Source organism: Acidovorax sp. PRC11, from assembly GCF_031844105.1.
Lineage (GTDB): Bacteria > Pseudomonadota > Gammaproteobacteria > Burkholderiales > Burkholderiaceae_C > Paracidovorax.
In genome coordinates, this window is record NZ_JAUZUQ010000021.1 from 1 (window position 1) to 18,738 (window position 18,738).

Genomic DNA, 18,738 nt, shown 5'->3' on the forward strand with positions numbered 1-18,738 from the left:
CGCTGCTCGCGGTGCCCGCCGACCTGCCCTCCAGCGCGCTGCTGCGGCGCCCGGACATCCAGGCCGCCGAACGCTCGCTGCAGGGCAGCTACGCCAGCATCGGCGCCGCGCGCGCCGCGTTCTTCCCGTCGATCACGCTCACGACCAGCGTGGGCACGGCCAGCAACCAGTTGTCGGGCCTGTTCGGCGCGGGCAACGGCACCTGGAGCTTCGCCCCGCAGATCCGCCTGCCGATCTTCGACGGCGGCCGCAACCAGGCCAACCTGCGCGTGGCCGAGGTGGCGCGCGAGACGGCGGTCGCGCAGTACGACAAGGCGGTGCAGACGGCCTTCCGCGAAGCCGCCGACGCCCTGGCCGACCGCGCCACGCTGCAGGAGCGGCTGCAGGCCCAGGCCTCGCTGGTCGCCAACACCCAGCGCGCGCTGGACCTCACGCTGGCACGCTGGCGGCTGGGGGCGGACAGCTACCTCGCGGTGCTGGACGCGCAGCGGTCGCTCTACGCCGCGCAGCAGGGATTGATCGCACTGCAGCTCACGGAGCAGGTGAACCGGGTCACGCTCTACAAGGTGCTCGGCGGATGGAGCGCGGAGCAAGGCGGCAGCAGTTGACCTCGCTCCGCGTCCGGGACGGCGCGCTCAGCGCGCCATCACGGTGCCGAGACGCGGGCGACGCTGACGGACGCCTCGGCGCAGTCCACACGGATCTGCCGGGCACAGGTGCCGCCCGTGTCCTGCGAATGCACGGCGATGCCGCGGGCCTGCAGCAACTGGAGCGCGGCCTCGACGTTGAGCGCTCCCACCACGGGCGTGCGCTGGCCTGCGGTCCCGCCCTCGCGCATGCTGGCTCCGCCGGCGAGGTGGGCTTCGATCTGTGCATAGTCAGCAGGCCCCGCCTGCAGGCGCAGCAACAGGGACTGCACGGCCTGGTCCACGTAGCGCGCGCCAGGCGGCATGCCCGGGCCGGGCGCATGGGGCAGCAGGCAGTGGGCCAGCGCGAACAGGTTGCGCGATTTCCAGACGAAAGCGATGCCGACGCACGAGCCCAGGGTGGCCTTCAGCAGGTCGGGGGCGGTGCCAAGCGCCAGTTCCCCCATGCGCACGTGCACCGGCTGCTGGCGGTCCGTCATGCCGCCGTCCGCTCGTAGATCTGCGGCTGCACGAACTGGAACGGCACGTCCAGGGACGTGAGCGATTCCGATTCGCCGATCACCAGCGTGCCGCGCGCGCGCAGCGCCGGCGCGAGGTGGCGGACGACGGCGCGGATGTCCTCGGCGGTGAAGTAGATCAGCACGTTGCGCAGGAACACGATGTCGAAATGGTCCCGCCATGGGCCGGGGGCCAGCAGGTTGTGCGGCTCGAACGCCATGCGCTGGCGCACCGGGGCCTCCAGCATGAAGTGGCCGGGCTGCCGGGCGGCATCGTGGCGCTCGAAAAGATCCGGATGGCTTGCGCGGAAGCCCGCCACCGAGGAGCCTGCATACCGGCCCGCGCGCGCCTGGGCCAGCACGCCGGTGCTGATGTCGGTGCCGAGGATCTCGTAGGCGAAGCCGGGATGCCGCCGGCGGGCTTCCTCGCAGCAGATCGCGATCGTGCAGGCCTCCTCGCCCGTCGACGCGGCGGCGGACCAGATCCGCAGCGGCCGCCCGGCGCCCTGGCCGATCCAGCCGGGCAGGAAGACGTCGCTGAAGTACTGCCACACCTTCGGTGTGCGGAAGAACGCGGTCTGGTGCGTGGTCACCGCATCGATGAAATGCGCGCGCTCGTCGCCGTGCCGCTCCAGATGCTCCACGTAACCCGCATACGAGGCGATGGCGAGGCCACGCATGCGCGGGCGCAGCCGGGCCTGCAGCATGGTCTTCTTGGCGTCCACCATGTGCACCCCGGTGTGTTCGCGCACCAGGCCCAGCAGGCGCTGCAGGGTGGCCTCGTCCATGCCGCCGAACTCAGGCATCGGCCATGTCCGCCTCCAGCTCGCCGATGGTCTCGAAGATCCGGGCGGCGTCCAGGGTCAGCACATGGGCGGGCTGCTGCCTCTCGTCGGTGGTTTCCAGCACTTCGGCGACGTGGTGGCGGGTCCGGGCCGACAGCGCGTTGCGCATCAGCGTGGGCACGGCGTACTTGCCGCGGGCGTCGATGTGCACGATGCTGCGCACCCGGTCGACCTGCAGCCCCAGCAGGGTGTCGCCCTGCTCCAGCACCACCACCTTCGGCTCCAGCACCTCGTCCGGCGGCGGCTCGCCCATCTGATAGAAGCGGCGCACATCCACCACCGTCACCAGCCGGCCGCGCAGGTTGTACATGCCGCGCACGAAGTCCGGCGCCCCGGGCACGGGAATCAGCCCCTGGCTGCAGTCGATGATCTCGCGCACGTCCCGCATCGGCAGGCCGAACGCCTGCTTCGAGTCGAACCACAGGAAGGTCTGGCGCGCGCCGCCCTGCCGCTCGGAAGCCCGTCCCTGCCGCTCGCGCGAGGCGAACAGGCTGCTGTGCTGCCCGGAGATCCGGCCGATCTCGCCATGGTCCAGCACGCCCTGGCTGTCGAGCAGGAACACGTGGCCGCGCTCGTCCAGATCCAGGCAGCCCACGAACATGCCGGCGCGGTGGCGCGTGAGCACCGGAACGTGCATCACGTCGTCTTCGGCATAGGCAACGATCGCCTCGACGCTGTCGACCAGCAGGCCGACGTGCATCGCTCCGGCCTTCAGGACGACGATGCGCTGCCCGTCGTCCTCCCCGGTGGCGCCATCGCCATCATCGCCGCCATCGCCCTCCCGGCCTTCGGCCCGATCGACAGGAGCGATCTGCAGCAGGTCCCTGAAGCGCACCACGGGCACGACGTCGTCGCGGATGTGCATCACGCCCGCGCACAGTTCGTCCTGCACCGGCGATCGCTCGATGCCCCGGGCCTGCACGATCTCGTGCACTCCGTGGATGCCGAAAGCCAGCAGCAGGTTGCCGACGCGGAAGGTGATGCAGCGCTTGCGCGTGCGCTGGGCCCGCGAGGCCTCGGCGGCACCCGCCGCATGGCCGGCGCGGGGCACGTTCTCGATCGCCACCAGCCGGGCGAGGTCCAGCACGCGCACCAGATCGCCGCGGATCTTGAGCACGCCCGCGACCACGCGGTGCACGGAGCTGTCCTGGTAGCTGAACAGCGTGCGCTCGTCGCCGCGCGGGCGCATCACCCGGCGGGTGTCGTCGAACAGCAGCCCGAGGCGGACGCCGTGGTGCTGGACGATCACCACCTTGGGGTCCGTCGGGCCGGCCTCGCCGTCCAGGCCCATCAGGCGCCGCATGTCGAGCATGGGAACGATGGAGCCGCGCAGATTGAAGACGCCCCGCACGAAGTCGGGCGCCAGCGGCATCGGCACGACCCTGGCCGGCAGGTTGACCGCCTCCTGGACGTGCCGGACGTCGACGGCGAATTCCTCGTCGCCGAGCGTGAAGGATGCGTAGACGGCCTGCCCGGCGGATGCCGGTGGGGCCGCCGCAGGGGTGTGCGGCGTACTGCTCAAAGCTGCTCTCCTCGCGCGGCAGGTCAGCCCTTGGCCTTGAAGTCGGCGAAGGCGGCACTGAGGCGCTGCGCTCCGCCGTCGAGGTCGCGGCACGCCATGTCGATGCCCTCCGATGCGGACGCCGCCTTTTCGGTTTCCTCGGCGATGTGCTGGATGGCATCGCCGATCATCTTGACCGCGCCCAGCTGCTCCTCGGCGGCGCTGGACACCTCGGAGATCGCCTGGCCGGTCTGGCGGATGCTCTTGACGATCTTGGTGAACGCGTCGCCCGCCTGCCTGGAGACGTCGCTGCCCTGCACGATCAGCTTCACGGAGCCGTTGATCAGCTTGGAGATTTCCTTCGTCGCCTGGGAAGAACGCTCGGCCAGCTTGCGCACCTCGTCGGCCACCACCGAGAAGCCCAGGCCGTGCTCGCCCGCGCGGGCGGCTTCGATGGCCGCGTTGAAGGCCAGCATGTTGGTCTGGCTCGCGATCTCGCTGATGACCTTGACGATCTCGGACATGTCTTCCGACGAGCGGCCGAGCACTTCCATGGATTCGATGGCCTTGTTGATCGCCTGGGCGCCCTGCTCGGCCTCTTCCTGCGTGTGGCGTGCGACGGAATCCGTGCCCTTCGCGTTCTGCGCGATGCTGTGGATCGACGCCGTCAGCTCCTCGATCGAGGCGTTCATCTCCTCGGTCGTCGCGCACAGCGCCTGCGCGCCGGTGGACACGGCGCCGGACTTGCCGAGGATGCCCCGGGTCTGTTCCGACAGGCTATCGACGAGCGAGCCGATGGAGCGGTCCAGGTCTTCGGCGCGGCGCTTCTCGTCGTCGATGTCCTTGAGCGAGCCGGCCACGCGCAGCGGGTTGCCCTCGGCGTCGCGCAGCGTGGTGCCGCGCGCGCGGAACCAGCGGTATTCGCCCGAACGCATCTTGCAGCGGTATTCCAGGTCGTAGGGCGTCTTGCCCGTCTTGTCGCTCAGATGGGCGGCGAACGCGTCGAACGTCGGACCGCTGTCCTCGGGGTGCAGCAGCGAGCCCCAGCTGTCGAGCACGTTCGGGAAGTCGCTCTCGCCCTGGTAACCCAGCAGCTTGCGGAACCGGTCGGACCACCAGAACGGCGTCTGCGGACCGATGTTGCCGTCGGCGGGGTATGCCATGTCCCACAGGCCTTCGCTGGCGCTCTGGTTCACCAGGTCGAAGCGGATCAGCGCGCCGTCCAGCTCTTCCTTCTGGCGCCGTTCTTCCGTGATGTCCTTGAGCGAGCCGGCCACGCGCAGCGGGTTGCCCTCGGCGTCGCGCAGGGTGGTGCCGCGCGCGCGGAACCAGCGGTACTCGCCCGAACGCACCTTGCAGCGGTACTCGAGGTCATACGGAGTCTTGCCCGTCTTGTCGGTCAGGTGCGCGGCGAACGCGTCGAACGTCGGGCCGCTGTCCTCGGGGTGCAGCAGCGAGCCCCAGCTGTCGAGCACGTTCGGGAAGTCGCTCTCGTCCTGGTAGCCCAGCAGCTTGCGGAATTGATCGGACCACCAGAACGGCGTCTGCGGCTCGACGTTGCCGTTGGCGGGGTATGTCATGTCCCACAGGCCCTCGCTGGCGCTCTTGTTGACCAGATCGAAGCGGATCAAGGCTTCGGCCAGTTCTTGCTCGACCTTGGAGGGCTGTTGGGAGGAGATGGCGGCGGTCGCGGGGTGGTCGGACATGAATTTCTGTAGTGTGGTATTGACAAATTCCCGCGCACTAAACTGTCATTTCTTCGACATTGGCATGCTGGGCTTTCATCCAATAGAGGGATGGCCGGGAAATATCTCACAAATTGCTACAACTGATTCAAATATTAGTTATTGTCCTACGTGGCGGAAAACGACTCGGCCGTGCGCATTCGGGCCATTTCTGAGATGACCTACTGCACGGTGGCGCTCTTCAGGCCCGTGGAAAGCTCCGAGCCGAAGCGACACGCCGGAGTGCGAAATGCAGCGGCCCGCTGCCTGGCGCCCACTTGCACCAATCCGGCACACCGCACCAAACAGGGTCGTGCCGGCGCACCGTACCGCGGAGGACCGGAGTGGCTGCCATGGCGGACACCGCGCATGCGCCCGCCCCGTCCCTGGGCTGCAGAGGGCGGTCCTCCCCGCCATGGCTGCAAAGCAGAGGGTCTCCACATGCTGGCACGCGCATTGCAATAGCCCCCGTGTGGCCGAGGCTGGCCACGCGGCCCGCCCCCTTGCAATGGCGCAATCGGTGCAGGCCCAGGACGAAGGCGTCCCCACCCGTGCGAGCGGCCCGTTGTAGCGGCACTCGCGGGGTGCGGACGCCTTTTTTGTTTTCCGAACCGCCCGTGGGGGTCCCGATGAAAAAATCCAGACTGGTGATGGTGGGCAACGGCATGGCCGGCGTGCGCACGCTCGAGGAGCTGCTGAAGATCGCGCCCGATCTGTACGAGATCACCGTGTTCGGCGCCGAGCCGCACCCCAACTACAACCGCATCCTGCTCTCGCCGGTGCTCGCGGGCGAGCAGACGCTGGAGGAGATCGTCCTCAACGACTGGGCGTGGTATGAAGAGAACCGCATCACCCTGCACGCGGGCTGCACCGTGCGCGAGGTGGACCGCACGCGCCGCATCGTGCGCGGCACGGACGCCGAGGGCCGCACGATCGAGGCGCCCTACGACCGCCTCATCATCGCCACCGGCTCGAACCCCTTCATCCTGCCGATTCCCGGCAAGGATCTGCAGGGCGTGCTCGCCTACCGCGACATCGCCGACACGCAGGCCATGATCGACGCCGCCGCCACCTACCGCGACGCCGTCGTGATCGGCGGCGGCCTGCTGGGGCTGGAGGCCGCCAACGGCCTCATGAAGCGCGGCATGCGCGTCACCGTGGTGCACGCGAGCGAATGGCTCATGGAGCGCCAGCTCGACGACGTGGCGGGCCGCATGCTGCAGAAATCCCTGGTGGAGCGCGGCATGGGCTTTCTCATGAAGGCGCAGACGCAGGAACTCGTGGGCGACGATGCCGGCCGCGTGGCCGCCGTGCGCTTCAAGGACGGCACCGAGGTGCCCGCGCAGCTCGTCGTGATGGCCGTGGGCATCCGCCCCAGCACGCAGCTGGCCGAGAGCATGCGCCTGCACGTGAACCGCGGCATCGTCGTGAGCGACACGCTGCAGACCGTGACCGACCCGCGCATCTACGCCGTGGGCGAATGCGCGGCGCACCGCGGCATTGCCTACGGCCTCGTGGCGCCGCTCTTCGAGCAGGGCAAGGTGCTGGCCAACCACCTCGCCGAATACGGCATCGGCCGCTACCAGGGCTCGCTCACCTCCACCAAGCTGAAGGTGACGGGCATCGACCTGTTCTCGGCCGGCAACTTCCAGGGCGGCGAAGGCACGGAAGAGATCGTGATGAGCGACCCGTACGCTGCCGGGGGCGGCGTCTACAAGAAGCTCGTCATCCAGGACGACAAGCTGGTGGGCGCGTGCCTCTACGGCGACACGGTGGACGGCAGCTGGTACTTCAAGCTGCTGCGCGAAGGCCGCGCGATCGGCGACATCCGCGACAAGCTCATGTTCGGCGAATCGAACATCGGCGACGCCGGCCACCAGGGCCAGAACAAGGCCGCGGCCATGCAGGACGCGGACGAAGTCTGCGGCTGCAACGGCGTCACCAAGGGCGCCATCTGCAAGGCCATCAAGGACAAGGGCCTCTTCACGCTGGAGGACGTGCGCAAGCACACCAAGGCCAGCGCGAGCTGCGGCTCGTGCACCGGCCTGGTGGAGCAGATCATCATGTTCACCGCGGGCGGCGACTACTCCGCCACGCCCAAGACGAAAGCCATCTGCGGCTGCACCGACCACGGCCACCAGGCGGTGCGCGACGCGATCCGCACGCACCGGCTGCTCACCATCCAGGGCGTGTTCCAGTTCCTGGGGTGGAAGACGCCCAACGGCTGCCCCACCTGCCGGCCCGCCGTGAACTACTACCTGATCAGCACCTGGCCCAAGGAGGCGAAGGACGATCCGCAGAGCCGCGCGATCAACGAGCGCTCGCACGCGAACATCCAGAAGGACGGCACGTACAGCGTGGTGCCGCGCATGTGGGGCGGCGAAACCACGGCCGACGAACTGCGCCGCATCGCCGACGCGGTGGACAAATACCACATCCCCACCGTGAAGGTCACGGGTGGCCAGCGCATCGACCTGCTCGGCGTGAAGAAGGAAGACCTCGTCAATGTCTGGAAGGACATCGGTATGCCCAGCGGCCATGCCTACGCCAAGGCGCTGCGCACGGTGAAGACCTGCGTGGGCAGCGAATGGTGCCGCATGGGCACGCAGGACAGCACGCAGATGGGCAAGGACCTGGAGCGCGCGATGTGGCGCATGTACGCCCCGCACAAGGTGAAATTCGCCGTGAGCGGCTGCCCGCGCAACTGCGCGGAATCCGGCATCAAGGACGTGGGCATCATCGGCGTGGATTCCGGCTGGGAGATGTACGTCGCCGGCAACGGCGGCATCAAGACCGAGGTGGCGCACTTCCTCACCAAGCTCAAGACCGCCGAGGAAGTGCTCGAATACACCGGTGCCTTCTGCGAGCTCTACCGCCAGGAGGGCTGGTACCTGGAGCGCACGGTGCACTACGTGAACCGCGTCGGCCTGGACCATGTGAAGAAGCGCATCCTCGAAGACCACGCGGGGCGCAAGGCGCTCTGGGAACAGCTGCAGTTCGCGCTCGACGGCGAGCCCGATCCGTGGTTCGAGTTCGACAAGGCGGCGGTGGACACGCGGCAGTTCGTGCCGCTGGCTCCCGTCGAAGCCTCCGTCTCCGCCACGGCTGCAGCCGCAACGGCCCGGTGATTGCGTGGCCGGCCCGATCCTTCCCTCCCCCCATTCCCATGAGACCCCCGAAACCCGCGAGAGGCCCCCGATGACCCAATGGACCCCCATCTGCCGCGTGGACGACATCCCCGTGCTCGGCGCGCGCCGCGTGTCCCGGCCGCACGGCCTGGACGTCGCCGTGTTCCGCAACGACTCCGGTGAAGTGTTCGCCCTGCTCGACCGCTGCCCCCACAAGGGCGGCCCGCTCTCGCAAGGCATCGTGTACGGGCGCAGCGTCGCCTGCCCGCTGCACAACTGGAGCATCGGGCTGTGCGACGGCCAGGCGGCCGCGCCGGACGAAGGGTGCACGCCGCGGTTCGCGGTGAAGGTGGAGGATGGGGGGGTGTTTCTGGATGCGGGGGAGCTGGAGGGGCATGCGGTGGGGGAGACGAGGCCTGTGGCGGGGCCGGTGAAGCGGGGGGTGGGGGTGGAGTGAGTCTCCACGCCTCCTTGTGTGCCGAGCATCGAGACGTTATGCAGATTGGTGATGCCTTTTCTTTCCGGAGCCGGGATGTCGCCCCGGCGGGCGAGTCACTTTCTTTCGCTTCGCCGAAAGAAAGTAACCAAAGAAAGGGCGACCCTGCTGTCTGCGACCCCGTTCGCCCGCGGGGCGAACGGGGCAACCTGGGGTGCTCGGGGGCGGGGTGTGCCGTGGAACTCACTGCGCGCTGGCGCGCTACGTTCGGACAGCCACGGCAGATCAGTCCACGAAGCAGGCGTGTCCTTCGGCACGCCCGCCACCCCGCCCCCTGCGCGCCCCAGGCGCATCCAGAAGGGAGCGACACGGGCCATCGCTGCGCTCGGCCCCTGCGGGAAGGCAGGCCGTCGCTGCGCTCGGCCAAAGACCAGCGGCGCCCTTCCGAAACATCGGGGTGCGCGGTGCGAAGCACTCGCGCACCCCAGGCCGAGCGAAGCAATGGCCCGTGTGCTGCACCCCGCCCTTGTGTCTGCGCCGAGGAGCGCAGGGCGCGGGGCGGGCAGGCGTGCCGCAGGACACGCCTGCTTCGTGGACTGATCTGCCGTGGCTGTCCGAGCGCAGCGCACAAAGTGCGCGAAGCGAGTTCCACGGCGCCGCCCCGCGACCGAGCACCACAGGCTGCCCCCTTCGCCCCCCCAGGGGCGAAGGGGGACGCAGACACCAGGGCTCGCCTTTTCTTTGCCTACTTTCTTTTGGCGAAGCAAAAGAAAGTAGGTGCGCCGCCGGGCGCACATCCCGGCCCCGGGAAGCAACCTCCCAGCACCGATAAAAAAAGCCCCCAACAAAAGCCCCTCAACAAAACCCAGCCGCCCCGCCATGCACACCGAAACCCAATCCACCTGCCCCTACTGCGGCACCGGCTGCGGCGTCATCATCGAATCCACCGCCGGCCGGATCACCGGCGTGCGCGGCGACCCCACGCACCCCGCCAACTTCGGCCGCCTCTGTACCAAGGGCTCCACGCTCCACCTCACCGCCGCGCAGCCCGTCACCCTGCAGACCCGCCTGCTCGCACCCCTGCACCGCGCCCGGCGCGGCCAGGCGCCCACCGCCATCGGCTGGGACGCGGCCCTGGAGATGGCGGCCACGCGATTCGCCGGCATCGTGCAGGCCCACGGACCCGATGCCGTCGGCTTCTACGTCTCGGGCCAGTTGCTCACCGAGGACTACTACGCCTTCAACAAGCTCGCCAAGGGCCTGGTGGGCACGAACAACATCGATACCAACTCGCGCCTGTGCATGAGCAGCGCCGTCGCGGGCTACAAGGCCACGCTGGGCGCGGACGCACCGCCGGCCTGCTATGAAGACCTCGCGCTCGCGCAGTGCCTGTTAATCACGGGCAGCAACACGGCGTGGGCGCACCCCATCCTGTTCCGCCGCATCGAAGACGCGCGCGCCGCGAATCCGCACCTGAAGATCATCGTGGCCGACCCGCGCCGCACCGAGACGGCCGCGATGGCGGACCTGCACCTGCCCATCCTGCCGGGCTCGGACGTGATGCTCTGCCACGGCATGCTGCACCTCATGCTCTGGGAAGGCTGGGTGGATACGGACTACATCGCCGCGCACACCCGCGGCTTCGACGCGCTCAAGGCCCTGGTGCGCGACTGCACGCCCGCGCGCGTGGCGCAGACCTGCGGCATCACCGAGGCGCAGCTCGCCACGGCCGCGCGCTGGTTCGCGCTGGGCGGCAGCGATGCGGCGCCCGCCGGCAGCGGGGCCCGCGCGCCAACGCTGAGCCTGTACTGCCAGGGCCTGAACCAGAGCAGCAGCGGCACCGACAAGAACGCCGCGCTCATCAACCTGCACCTCGCCTGCGGGCAGATCGGGCGGCCCGGCGCGGGGCCCTTCTCGCTCACGGGGCAGCCGAACGCGATGGGCGGGCGCGAGGTGGGAGGGCTGGCGAACCTGCTGTCCGCGCACCGCGACCTCGCCGACCCGGCCCACCGGGCCGAAGTGGCGGCGCTCTGGGGCGTGCCCGACGTGCCCGCCACGCCCGGCAAGACGGCGGTGGAGATGTTCCAGGCCGCGGCCGACGGAGAAATCCGCGCGCTCTGGATCGCCTGCACCAACCCGGCGCAGAGCCTGCCGGACCAGGCCACGGTGCGCCGCGCGCTGGAGCGCGCCGAGTTCGTCGTGCTGCAGGAAGCCTTCTCCACCACGGCCACCGCGCAGTACGCCGACCTGCTGCTGCCCGCCACCACCTGGGGCGAGAAGACCGGCACGGTCACCAACAGCGAGCGGCGCATCTCGCGCGTGCGCGCGGCCGTGCCGGCACCCGGCGATGCGCGCCACGACTGGGTGATCGCGACGGAGTTCGCGCGGCGCCTCGAAGCGCGGCTCCGCCCGGGCCGCCCCACGCTGTTCCCGTACGAAACAGCCCAACCGGAGGCCGGCGCCGAGGCGATCTGGAACGAGCACCGCGAGAGCACGCGCGGGCGCGACCTGGACATCACCGGCCTCTCCTGGCCGCTGCTGGAATCGCGCGGGCCGCAGCACTGGCCGTTCCCCGAAGGGGCTACAGAAGGGCGTGCGCGCCTCTATGAGGATGGCATCTTCCCCACGCCCGACGGCCGCGCGCGGTTCGCCGCCGCGCCCTGGCGGCCGGTGGCCGAGCCGCGCAACGCGCGCTATCCGTTCAGCCTCACCACCGGCCGGCTGCGCGACCAGTGGCACGGCATGAGCCGCACGGGCACGATCGGCCGGCTGTTCGGCCACGTGCCCGAGCCCTGCGTGCAGTTGCACCCGCAGGACATGGAGCTCCGCCGGCTCGCCGAAGGCGACCTCGTCCAGGTCGCCAGCGAGCGCGGAGCGGTCACATTGCCCGTGCAGGCAAGCACCGACGTGGGTCTCACGCAGGCCTTCATCGCGATGCACTGGGGCAGCGAGGTGCTGGGCGGCCACGGCGGCACCCGCGGCGCGGCGCTGGGGGTGAACGCGCTCACCTCGCCGGTCTTCTGCCCCATCTCCCGGCAGCCCGAACTCAAGCACACGCCGGTCCGGATCGAGAAGGTGGACCTGCCCTGGCGCCTGCTCGGCCTCGCGTGGCTGCCCGAGGGCGAGGTGCTGTCGGCGCGCGCGCGGATCGCGGAGCTGATGGCCGAATTCCCCTTCGCGGTCTGCGTGCCGTTCAGCAACAACGCGCCGCTGTCGGAACCCGGCCGCGAACGCCACGGCGTGCTGCTGCGCGCGGCGGCGACCCAGCCCGTACCGGACGCGACGCTCTCGCGCATCGAGGCCCTGCTCGGTCTGGCCGGCCCCGACACGCTGCGCTACGCCGACCGGCAGCGCGGCCAGCGCCGCGCGCTGCGCCTGGAGCGCGCTGGCGGTACTGCCGACGCCGACCTGCGGCTCCATGCCGCGCTGCTGGCCGGCGACATCCGCGCCGAATCCTGGCTGCGCACGCTGCTGCAGGAAGAGCAGCCGGCGCAGGCCTACGGCCGCCTGCTGCTCGCCCCGGGCGCGCAGGCACCGGCGGGAGCGCTCGCCGTGCAGTCGCGCGGCAGGCCCGTGTGCAGTTGCATGAACGTGACCGACGCCGCCATCAGCGGACGGCTGGCGCATTGCCGCGGCAGCGACGCGGAGCGGCTGGCCCAGCTGCAATCGGCGCTGGGCTGCGGCACGCAGTGCGGCTCCTGCGTGCCCGAGCTGCGGCGCATGGTGCAGGCGTGCGCGCCCGCGGCCTTGCCCGCCGAGGCCTCCATATAACCAGAAGTTCTCTGAATTACGGGACAATGCGCGTCCCTGCGGTCCCGCTCCGCTCCACGATCCTATTTTTTTCGCTCCCATGGGCAGCATCAGCCATTACCTCAAGGAACTCGGCCGGGGTGCGCGCGGCGCGCGCGCCATCGGCCGCGAACAGGCCGCCGATCTCTTCGGGCAGGTGCTCGACGGGCAGGTCACCGACTACGAAGTGGGTGCCTTCTGCATCGCCATGCGCATCAAGGGCGAGACGGCCGACGAGATGTGCGGCTTCCTCGACGCCACCCATGCGCGGCTCGCGCCGATCCCGGCCGGTGACGTGCCGACCGTGGTGCTGCCCAGCTACAACGGCGCCCGCAAACTGCCGGTGCTGACGCCGCTGCTCGCCCTGCTGCTGGCGCGCGAGGGCCTTCCCGTGCTGCTGCACGGCATGCGCACCGAGGCGCGGCGCGTCCTGGCGAGCGATGTGCTGAGTGCCCTCGGTACCGCGCCGATGGAGTCGCTGGAGGCGGTGCCCGCGGGCAGCGTCGCCCATATCCACACCGGGCTGCTGTGCCCCGGCCTCGCGCGGCTGCTGGCGGTGCGCGAGGTGGTCGGCCTGCGCAACCCCGGCCACAGCGTGGTGAAGCTCATGAATCCGGTGCGCGGCCCGTCGCTGCTGGTCACCGCCTACACCCATCCCGAATACCAGGAGATGCTGCACGCCACCTTCGCCGCGCGCGGCATGGACGTGCTGCTCTCGCGCGGGCTGGAGGGCGAGGTCGCCGCCGATCCGCGCCGCACGCCCCGTTACGACGCCTTCGTGCGCGGCGCGCACCATGTGTGGGACGAGCAGCAGCCCGGCACCGCGAGCGAGGTACCCGGCCTGCCCGCCGACATCGGCGTCGAGGCCACCGCGCGCTACACGCAGCAGGTGCTCGCGGGCGAACTGCCCGTGCCGGCCCCGCTCTCCCGCCAGGTGGAACACATTTTGCGTCTGGCCCGCCAGACCACTCCGGAGACCGCCCCATGAACCGCCCCGCCACGCCGCCGACCGATACCCCCGACAACCGCCGCCCCTATGGCGCGCTGCCGCGCGGCACCTGCACGCTCGTCGGCGCGGGCCCGGGCGATCCCGAACTGCTCACGATCAAGGCCCTCAAGGCGATCCAGGCCGCCACCGTGCTGCTGGTGGACGACCTGGTGAGCGACGAGATCGTCGCCCTCGCCGCGCCCGGCGCGCGCGTGGTCCACGTGGGCAAGCGCGGCGGCTGCAAGAGCACGCCGCAGGCCTTCATCGAGAAGCTGATGGTGATGGCCGTGCACGAGGGCGAGAACGTGGTGCGCCTGAAGGGCGGCGATCCGTTCATCTTCGGCCGCGGCGGCGAGGAGGTGGAGCACCTGCACGCCGCCGGCATCGCGGTCACGGTGGTCAACGGCATCACCGCGGGACTGGCGGGCATGACCCTGCTGGGCACGCCGCTCACGCACCGCGAGCATGCGCACGGCGTGGTGTTCGTCACCGGGCACGCCAAGCCCGGCGACAGCGGCACCGACTGGCGGCAGCTCGCCGCCACGGCGCGCGCGGCGCGCCTCACGCTGGTGATCTACATGGGCGTGAGCAGCGCGGCGCACATCCAGCAGGAACTGCTGACCGGCCTGCCCGCCTGCACGCCCGTGGTCGTCATCCAGCACGTGAGCCTGCCCTGCCAGCGCCATGCGCTCACCACCCTGGGCGAACTGCACGCCACCATCGAGCGCGAGCAGCTCGGCAGCCCCTCCGTCATCGTCGTGGGCGACGTGGCCGCCGGCGTGGAGGCCGCCGCGGGCACGGGACTGGGCCAGCCGGTGCCGGTCGCGCCGCCGCCGCTGCGGCACGCCGGCTGAAGGCGCCAGCTTCCGCGCCCGGGGCGGGAGCCGGCCGCTACGGCCGGCGGGCCAGCAGCCCCGCCCCCAGCAGCCCCGCAAGGGCCAGCAACACGGAGTACGCGGCGCCGGTTCCCATCCGGGCGCCCAGGGCCGCGAAACCCAGCGGCGCCAGCGCCAGCGCCGCATAGCCGAACAGCAGCACCGCACCGGTGACGGCGCCCGCGCGCGCAGGCCCGGCCGTGCCCGCCACCTCGGCCAGCAGCACGCCGTTCCAGCCGCTCGCGCTCAGGCCCAGCAATCCCAGCAGCAGGGCCAGCACTCCGGACTCCGGCACGCCCGGCCACAGGAACAGCAGCAGGCCGGCGACGCCCATGGTGCAGCCCAGCGCGCCCAGCAGGCGCCGCAAGGCCACGCCCGGCCGCAGGGCCACCCGGCCCCACAGCAACCGCCCGGCCAGACCGCTCGCCTGCATCCAGGCCACCCAGGCCACGGCCGCGGGCACGGGCAGGCGCCAGTGATGCACCGCGTGGCTCACGGCGAAGAAGTTCAGGCACACCTGCACCGCCGTGAACACCGCCGCAGCGAGCGTGAGCATGCGCAGGTGGGGCGACGCGGCGATGTCGCGCAACCCGCTGCGCCGATCGGCCGCGCCCGGTGGCACGGCCGGCGCGGCGTGCGCCCCGGCCAGGAAGCGGGCCACCCGCAGGCAGGCCGCTCCCACGGCCAGCGCCACGGCCGCCACCGCCACGAAGGGCGCGGCCCGGTGGCGCACGAACAACCAGGGCAGCAGCAGCGAGCCGGCCATCGCGCCGATCTGGTTGCCCGTCTGGCGGATGGAAAACACCCAGGGCCGGCGTGCGGGAGGCGTCACGCGGGCCAGCACCGACGCGCTGGCCGGAGTCTCGGGTCCGAAAGCGAGCCCGAGCAGCAGCACGGCTGGCCACAGCGACCACCGGGCCGGCCCCAGTCCCAGCGCATCGGCGGCCAGGCAGGCCATGGCCAGCGCCACCAGCAGCATGCACAGCGCGGCCAGCCGGGCATCGCCCCAGCGGCGGATCAGCGTGCCGCTTCCCAGCGCGGCCATCGCTCCCACGCCGAACAGCGCGCTGCCCAGCCATCCCAGCGCCTGCACGCCCACGCCCAGCTGCGGTGCCAGCACCGACAGCGCGAAGGTGCCCAGCGCCACGGCCGCCTGTACCGCCGTCATGGCCGGCAGCGCCGCGGGCAGGCCAGAGGCTGCGGGGTGCGCCATGGGGTCAGGGCGGGCCGTCGAGCAGGCGGGCCAGCGCGTCGGGCAGGCCACGGTGCGGCTTGTGCGGCGGCCGCGCGAAACTGCCGGCCACGGCCTTGCCCGGCTGCAGCGCCACCAGCGATTCGGCATGCCGCACGGCGCTGGACACGCCCTCCACCACCGGCACCGGCAGCTGCCCATGCAGGCTGCGCGCCAACCCTGCCAGTGGAGCGCCGGCCAGCACGATCACGTCGGCGCCGTCCTCCGCCACCGCGCGCTCGCACAGCGTGCGCAGGGCCTGGGCATGGTCACCCTGCACCTGGTCGATGCGCGGCAGGGGCCGGTCCAGCGCACGGATGCTGGCCAGCCGCCCGGAAAGGCCGTTGGCCTGCACCACCTCGCGGTACCACGACTGGATGCGCTGCGAGATCGCGATGATCGAGAAACGCTGCCCCAGCAGGCAGGCGCTCGCCAGCGCGGATTCGGTCATGCCCAGCACGGGCACGGGCAGCGCTTCGCGCAGGCCCGCCAGGCCCGGATCGCCGAACGCGGCCACGATCACCGCATCGTGCCCCGCGTGGTGTTCGGCGGCCATCTGCGCCGCCGCGTAGGCACCGATCAGCGCCTCGAAGCGGGTTTCGATGTAGGCCACGCCCAGCGGCGCGGTCTGCAGGGTGATCTCCGTGCCCGGCGAGGCGCTGAGGCGCGCCTCGGCGCCGATCAGCGCGGTCACGCTGTCGGAGATATTGGGATTGAGTACGAGCAGGCGCATGGCGAGGTCCTTCTTTTTCCGGATGGAGCTTCAATGGCCGGCCCGGCGGCGGGGCCACAGGCTGGGCCGCCCGCACGCCAGCAGTTCGCCGCGCCCCGGCCGGGGGTGGAAGTCCTGCCCGTCCCACACCACCTCGCCCCGGCTCAGCGTGAGGCCCGGCCAGGCGCGCAGCATGCGCCCTTCGTAGGGCGTGTAGTCCACGGCATGGTGCAGGCGCTCGTTGCGGATCTCCACGGGGCGCTCGTCCCACACCACGAGGTCGGCATCCGCGCCCACCGCGATAGAGCCCTTGCGCGGGTGCAGTCCGTAGGCCCGCGCCGGGCCGGTCGCCGTCAGCTCCACGAAGCGCTGCGGCGTCATGCGCCCTGCCAGCACGCCCTCGGACCACAGCAGCGGCATGCGCGTCTCCAGCCCCGGGATGCCGTTGGGAATGTGGCGGAACGGCACCTCCTTCCCGCCGGGTTTCTTGCCCTCGGGCGCGTCGTACCGGAAGGGCGCGTGGTCGGAAGAGAACACGGTGAAGAGGCCGTCGGTCAGGCCGTCCCAGATCACCTGCTGGTTGCCGGCATCGCGCGGCGGCGGGCTGCACACGCAGCGCGCGCCCCGGTAGCCGTCGTCGATTCCCAGGTCTTCCGCGGTGAGAAACAGGTACTGCGGGCAGGTCTCGGCGAACACCTGCAGGCCGTGCGCCCGCGCCCAGCGGATCTGCTCCACCGCCTCGCGGCCGGAGACGTGGACGATCAGGATCGGCACGTCCACCAGCTGGGCCAGCGCGATCGCCCGGTGCGTAGCCTCGCGCTCCACCAACATGGGGCGCGCATGCGCGTGGTAGCGGGGCGCCGTGCGGCCTGCCGCCTCCAGCCGCCGCGTGAGCCACTCGATGCAGTCGGCGTTCTCGGCATGCAGCATGGCCATCGCACCCTCTTCCCGCGCCACGTCCAGCAGATCGAGGATCTGCCCGTCGTCCAGCTTCATGTCGTCGTAGGTCATGTAGATCTTGAACGACGTGAAGCCCTCGCGGATCAGCGCCGGCAACTCGTCGCGCAGCACGGCGGGCGTCGGGTCGCTCACGATCATGTGGAAGGCGTAGTCCACGTGGGCCTTGCCGGCCGCGCGGGCCCGGTAGTCCTCCACCGCCGCGCGCAGCGACTGCCCCCGGTGCTGCGCGGCGAAGGGAATCACCGTGGTCGTGCCGCCGCAGGCCGCCGAGCGCGTGCCGGTATCGAAATCGTCCGCCATGCGGGCGGGCGGCTCCATGGGCTGGTCGAGGTGGCAGTGCGCGTCCACGCCGCCCGGCGTCACGGCGCGCCCGGCGGCGTCGATCTCGCGCGCGCCCGAGCCCAGGCCCTGGCCCAGCTGCACGATGCGGCCGGCGCGGATGGCGATGTCGCAGTGCGTCTCGTCGGCGGCGGTGAAAACGTGCGCATGGCGCACGACGAGGTCGAAGTCGGGAGTACTCATGGACAGGGCGTGGTGGCGGCGGGATGCGGGGGATGGAGAGGCGGCGCGGAACGGCTCAGCGCATGCGGCGGCTGATGCCGGCGAAGCGCTCCATCAGCACCATCAGGATGAGCGTGAAGAACACCATCAGGCTGGAGATGGCGGCGATGCTCACGTCCAGCCGGCTCTCCAGGTCGGACCACATGCGGATGGGAAGCATGTCGTTGGAAGCATCGCGCAGGAAGAGCGACACCGGCACGTTGTCGAACGAGGACATGAAGCAGATGAACGCCCCGGCCGCGATGCCCGGCGCGATCAGCGGCAGCGTCACGCGCCGGAACGTGTACGCGCGGCTGGCGCCCAGGCTGGCGCTGCTTTCCAGCAGCGCGCCGGGCAGCTGCGTGAGCGCCGCGCCCGTGGTGCGGATCACGTACGGCACCCCCACCACCGTGTGGCCGATGATGAGCGTCCACAGCGACAGCGGCACGCCCACGTGCGAGAAGTAGATCAGCGCCGCCAGCCCGAAGGCCAGACCCGGCAGGATCAGCGGAGACATGAAGAACGCATCCAGCCCCCGCGCCACGCGCGACTCTGAGCGGGCGATGGCCAGCGCCGCACCCACCCCCATCACCACCGAAGCCACCGTGGCGCCGCCCGCCACCTGCAGGCTGTTGAGCACGGCGTACTGCAACTGGTCGGCATCGGCCAGCGCGGCATACCAGCGCAGCGAGTAGCCCGGGGGCGGGAATTTCAGCGAATAGCCATCGGTGAACGACAACACCACCACCACCACGGTGGGGGCGAGCAGCAGCAGGAAGGCCAGCAAGGCCAGGGAACCGAGCACGAGGCCCAGGACGATGGCGGAGGTTTCGCGGCGGCGAGCGGTCATGGCGGCGGCGGCCTG

14 protein-coding genes are annotated in these 18,738 nt (G+C 70.9%); 6 read left to right on the plus strand and 8 right to left on the minus strand.

Going from position 1 to position 18,738, the window contains the following annotated elements; all coding sequences use genetic code 11:
* Positions 1-608, plus strand: a 608-nt coding sequence (locus Q9R47_RS19700; protein WP_311234809.1) for a TolC family protein, incomplete at its 5' end; no start/stop codon positions are given.
* 38 nt (positions 609-646) lie between these two features.
* Here Q9R47_RS19700 and Q9R47_RS19705 read toward each other — a convergent pair.
* The 4 genes from Q9R47_RS19705 to Q9R47_RS19720 are packed head-to-tail and all read right to left on the minus strand — an operon-like array spanning position 647 to position 5,196.
* A complete protein-coding gene (locus Q9R47_RS19705) occupies positions 647-1,126 on the minus strand; it encodes a chemotaxis protein CheD (RefSeq protein WP_311234810.1) in 480 nt (159 codons plus the stop codon).
* A complete protein-coding gene (locus Q9R47_RS19710) occupies positions 1,123-1,950 on the minus strand; it encodes a protein-glutamate O-methyltransferase CheR (protein ID WP_311234811.1) in 828 nt (275 codons plus the stop codon). Before Q9R47_RS19710 ends, Q9R47_RS19705 begins: the two co-directional genes overlap by 4 nt.
* Positions 1,943-3,511, minus strand: a complete 1,569-nt coding sequence (locus tag Q9R47_RS19715) for a chemotaxis protein CheW (protein ID WP_311234812.1) — start codon at positions 3,509-3,511, stop codon at positions 1,943-1,945. Before Q9R47_RS19715 ends, Q9R47_RS19710 begins: the two co-directional genes overlap by 8 nt.
* Before the next feature lie 23 nt (positions 3,512-3,534).
* Entirely contained in the window at positions 3,535-5,196 is a 1,662-nt protein-coding gene (locus Q9R47_RS19720) for a PAS domain-containing methyl-accepting chemotaxis protein (protein WP_311234813.1), read from the minus strand.
* A gap of 647 nt (positions 5,197-5,843) precedes the next feature.
* On the opposite strand from Q9R47_RS19720, the gene nirB reads away from it, so the two are divergent.
* From nirB to cobA, 5 genes are all read left to right on the plus strand, one after another.
* Positions 5,844-8,342 (plus strand): nitrite reductase large subunit NirB, encoded by a 2,499-nt coding sequence (gene nirB, locus Q9R47_RS19725; RefSeq protein WP_311234814.1) that lies wholly within the window; start codon positions 5,844-5,846, stop codon positions 8,340-8,342.
* 70 nt (positions 8,343-8,412) lie between these two features.
* Positions 8,413-8,799, plus strand: a complete 387-nt coding sequence (nirD, locus tag Q9R47_RS19730; protein ID WP_311234815.1) for a nitrite reductase small subunit NirD — start codon at positions 8,413-8,415, stop codon at positions 8,797-8,799.
* An 858-nt stretch (positions 8,800-9,657) separates the two neighbouring features.
* Positions 9,658-12,549, plus strand: a complete 2,892-nt coding sequence (locus tag Q9R47_RS19735; RefSeq protein WP_311234816.1) for a molybdopterin-dependent oxidoreductase — start codon at positions 9,658-9,660, stop codon at positions 12,547-12,549.
* Positions 12,550-12,628: 79 nt separating this feature from the next.
* Positions 12,629-13,555, plus strand: coding sequence for a DNA-binding protein YbiB (gene ybiB, locus Q9R47_RS19740; RefSeq protein ID WP_311234817.1), 927 nt, complete (start codon positions 12,629-12,631; stop codon positions 13,553-13,555).
* Positions 13,552-14,409, plus strand: a complete 858-nt coding sequence (gene cobA, locus Q9R47_RS19745; protein ID WP_311234818.1) for a uroporphyrinogen-III C-methyltransferase — start codon at positions 13,552-13,554, stop codon at positions 14,407-14,409. The genes ybiB and cobA overlap by 4 nt, the downstream gene beginning before the upstream one ends.
* A gap of 37 nt (positions 14,410-14,446) precedes the next feature.
* Here cobA and Q9R47_RS19750 read toward each other — a convergent pair whose 3' ends face one another.
* Genes Q9R47_RS19750 through Q9R47_RS19765 form a run of 4 tightly spaced genes read right to left on the minus strand, consistent with a single transcriptional unit; the run spans position 14,447 to position 18,723 of the window.
* Positions 14,447-15,643 (minus strand): MFS transporter, encoded by a 1,197-nt coding sequence (locus tag Q9R47_RS19750; RefSeq protein ID WP_311234819.1) that lies wholly within the window; start codon positions 15,641-15,643, stop codon positions 14,447-14,449.
* 4 nt (positions 15,644-15,647) lie between these two features.
* Positions 15,648-16,394 (minus strand): aspartate/glutamate racemase family protein, encoded by a 747-nt coding sequence (locus Q9R47_RS19755; protein WP_311234820.1) that lies wholly within the window; start codon positions 16,392-16,394, stop codon positions 15,648-15,650.
* A gap of 30 nt (positions 16,395-16,424) precedes the next feature.
* Positions 16,425-17,855: a dihydropyrimidinase gene (gene hydA, locus Q9R47_RS19760; protein WP_311234821.1), complete on the minus strand. Its 1,431-nt coding sequence runs from the start codon at positions 17,853-17,855 to the stop codon at positions 16,425-16,427.
* 55 nt (positions 17,856-17,910) lie between these two features.
* Complete coding sequence (locus Q9R47_RS19765) at positions 17,911-18,723, minus strand: ABC transporter permease (protein WP_311234822.1); 813 nt, start codon at positions 18,721-18,723, stop codon at positions 17,911-17,913.
* Positions 18,724-18,738: the final 15 nt, after the last annotated feature.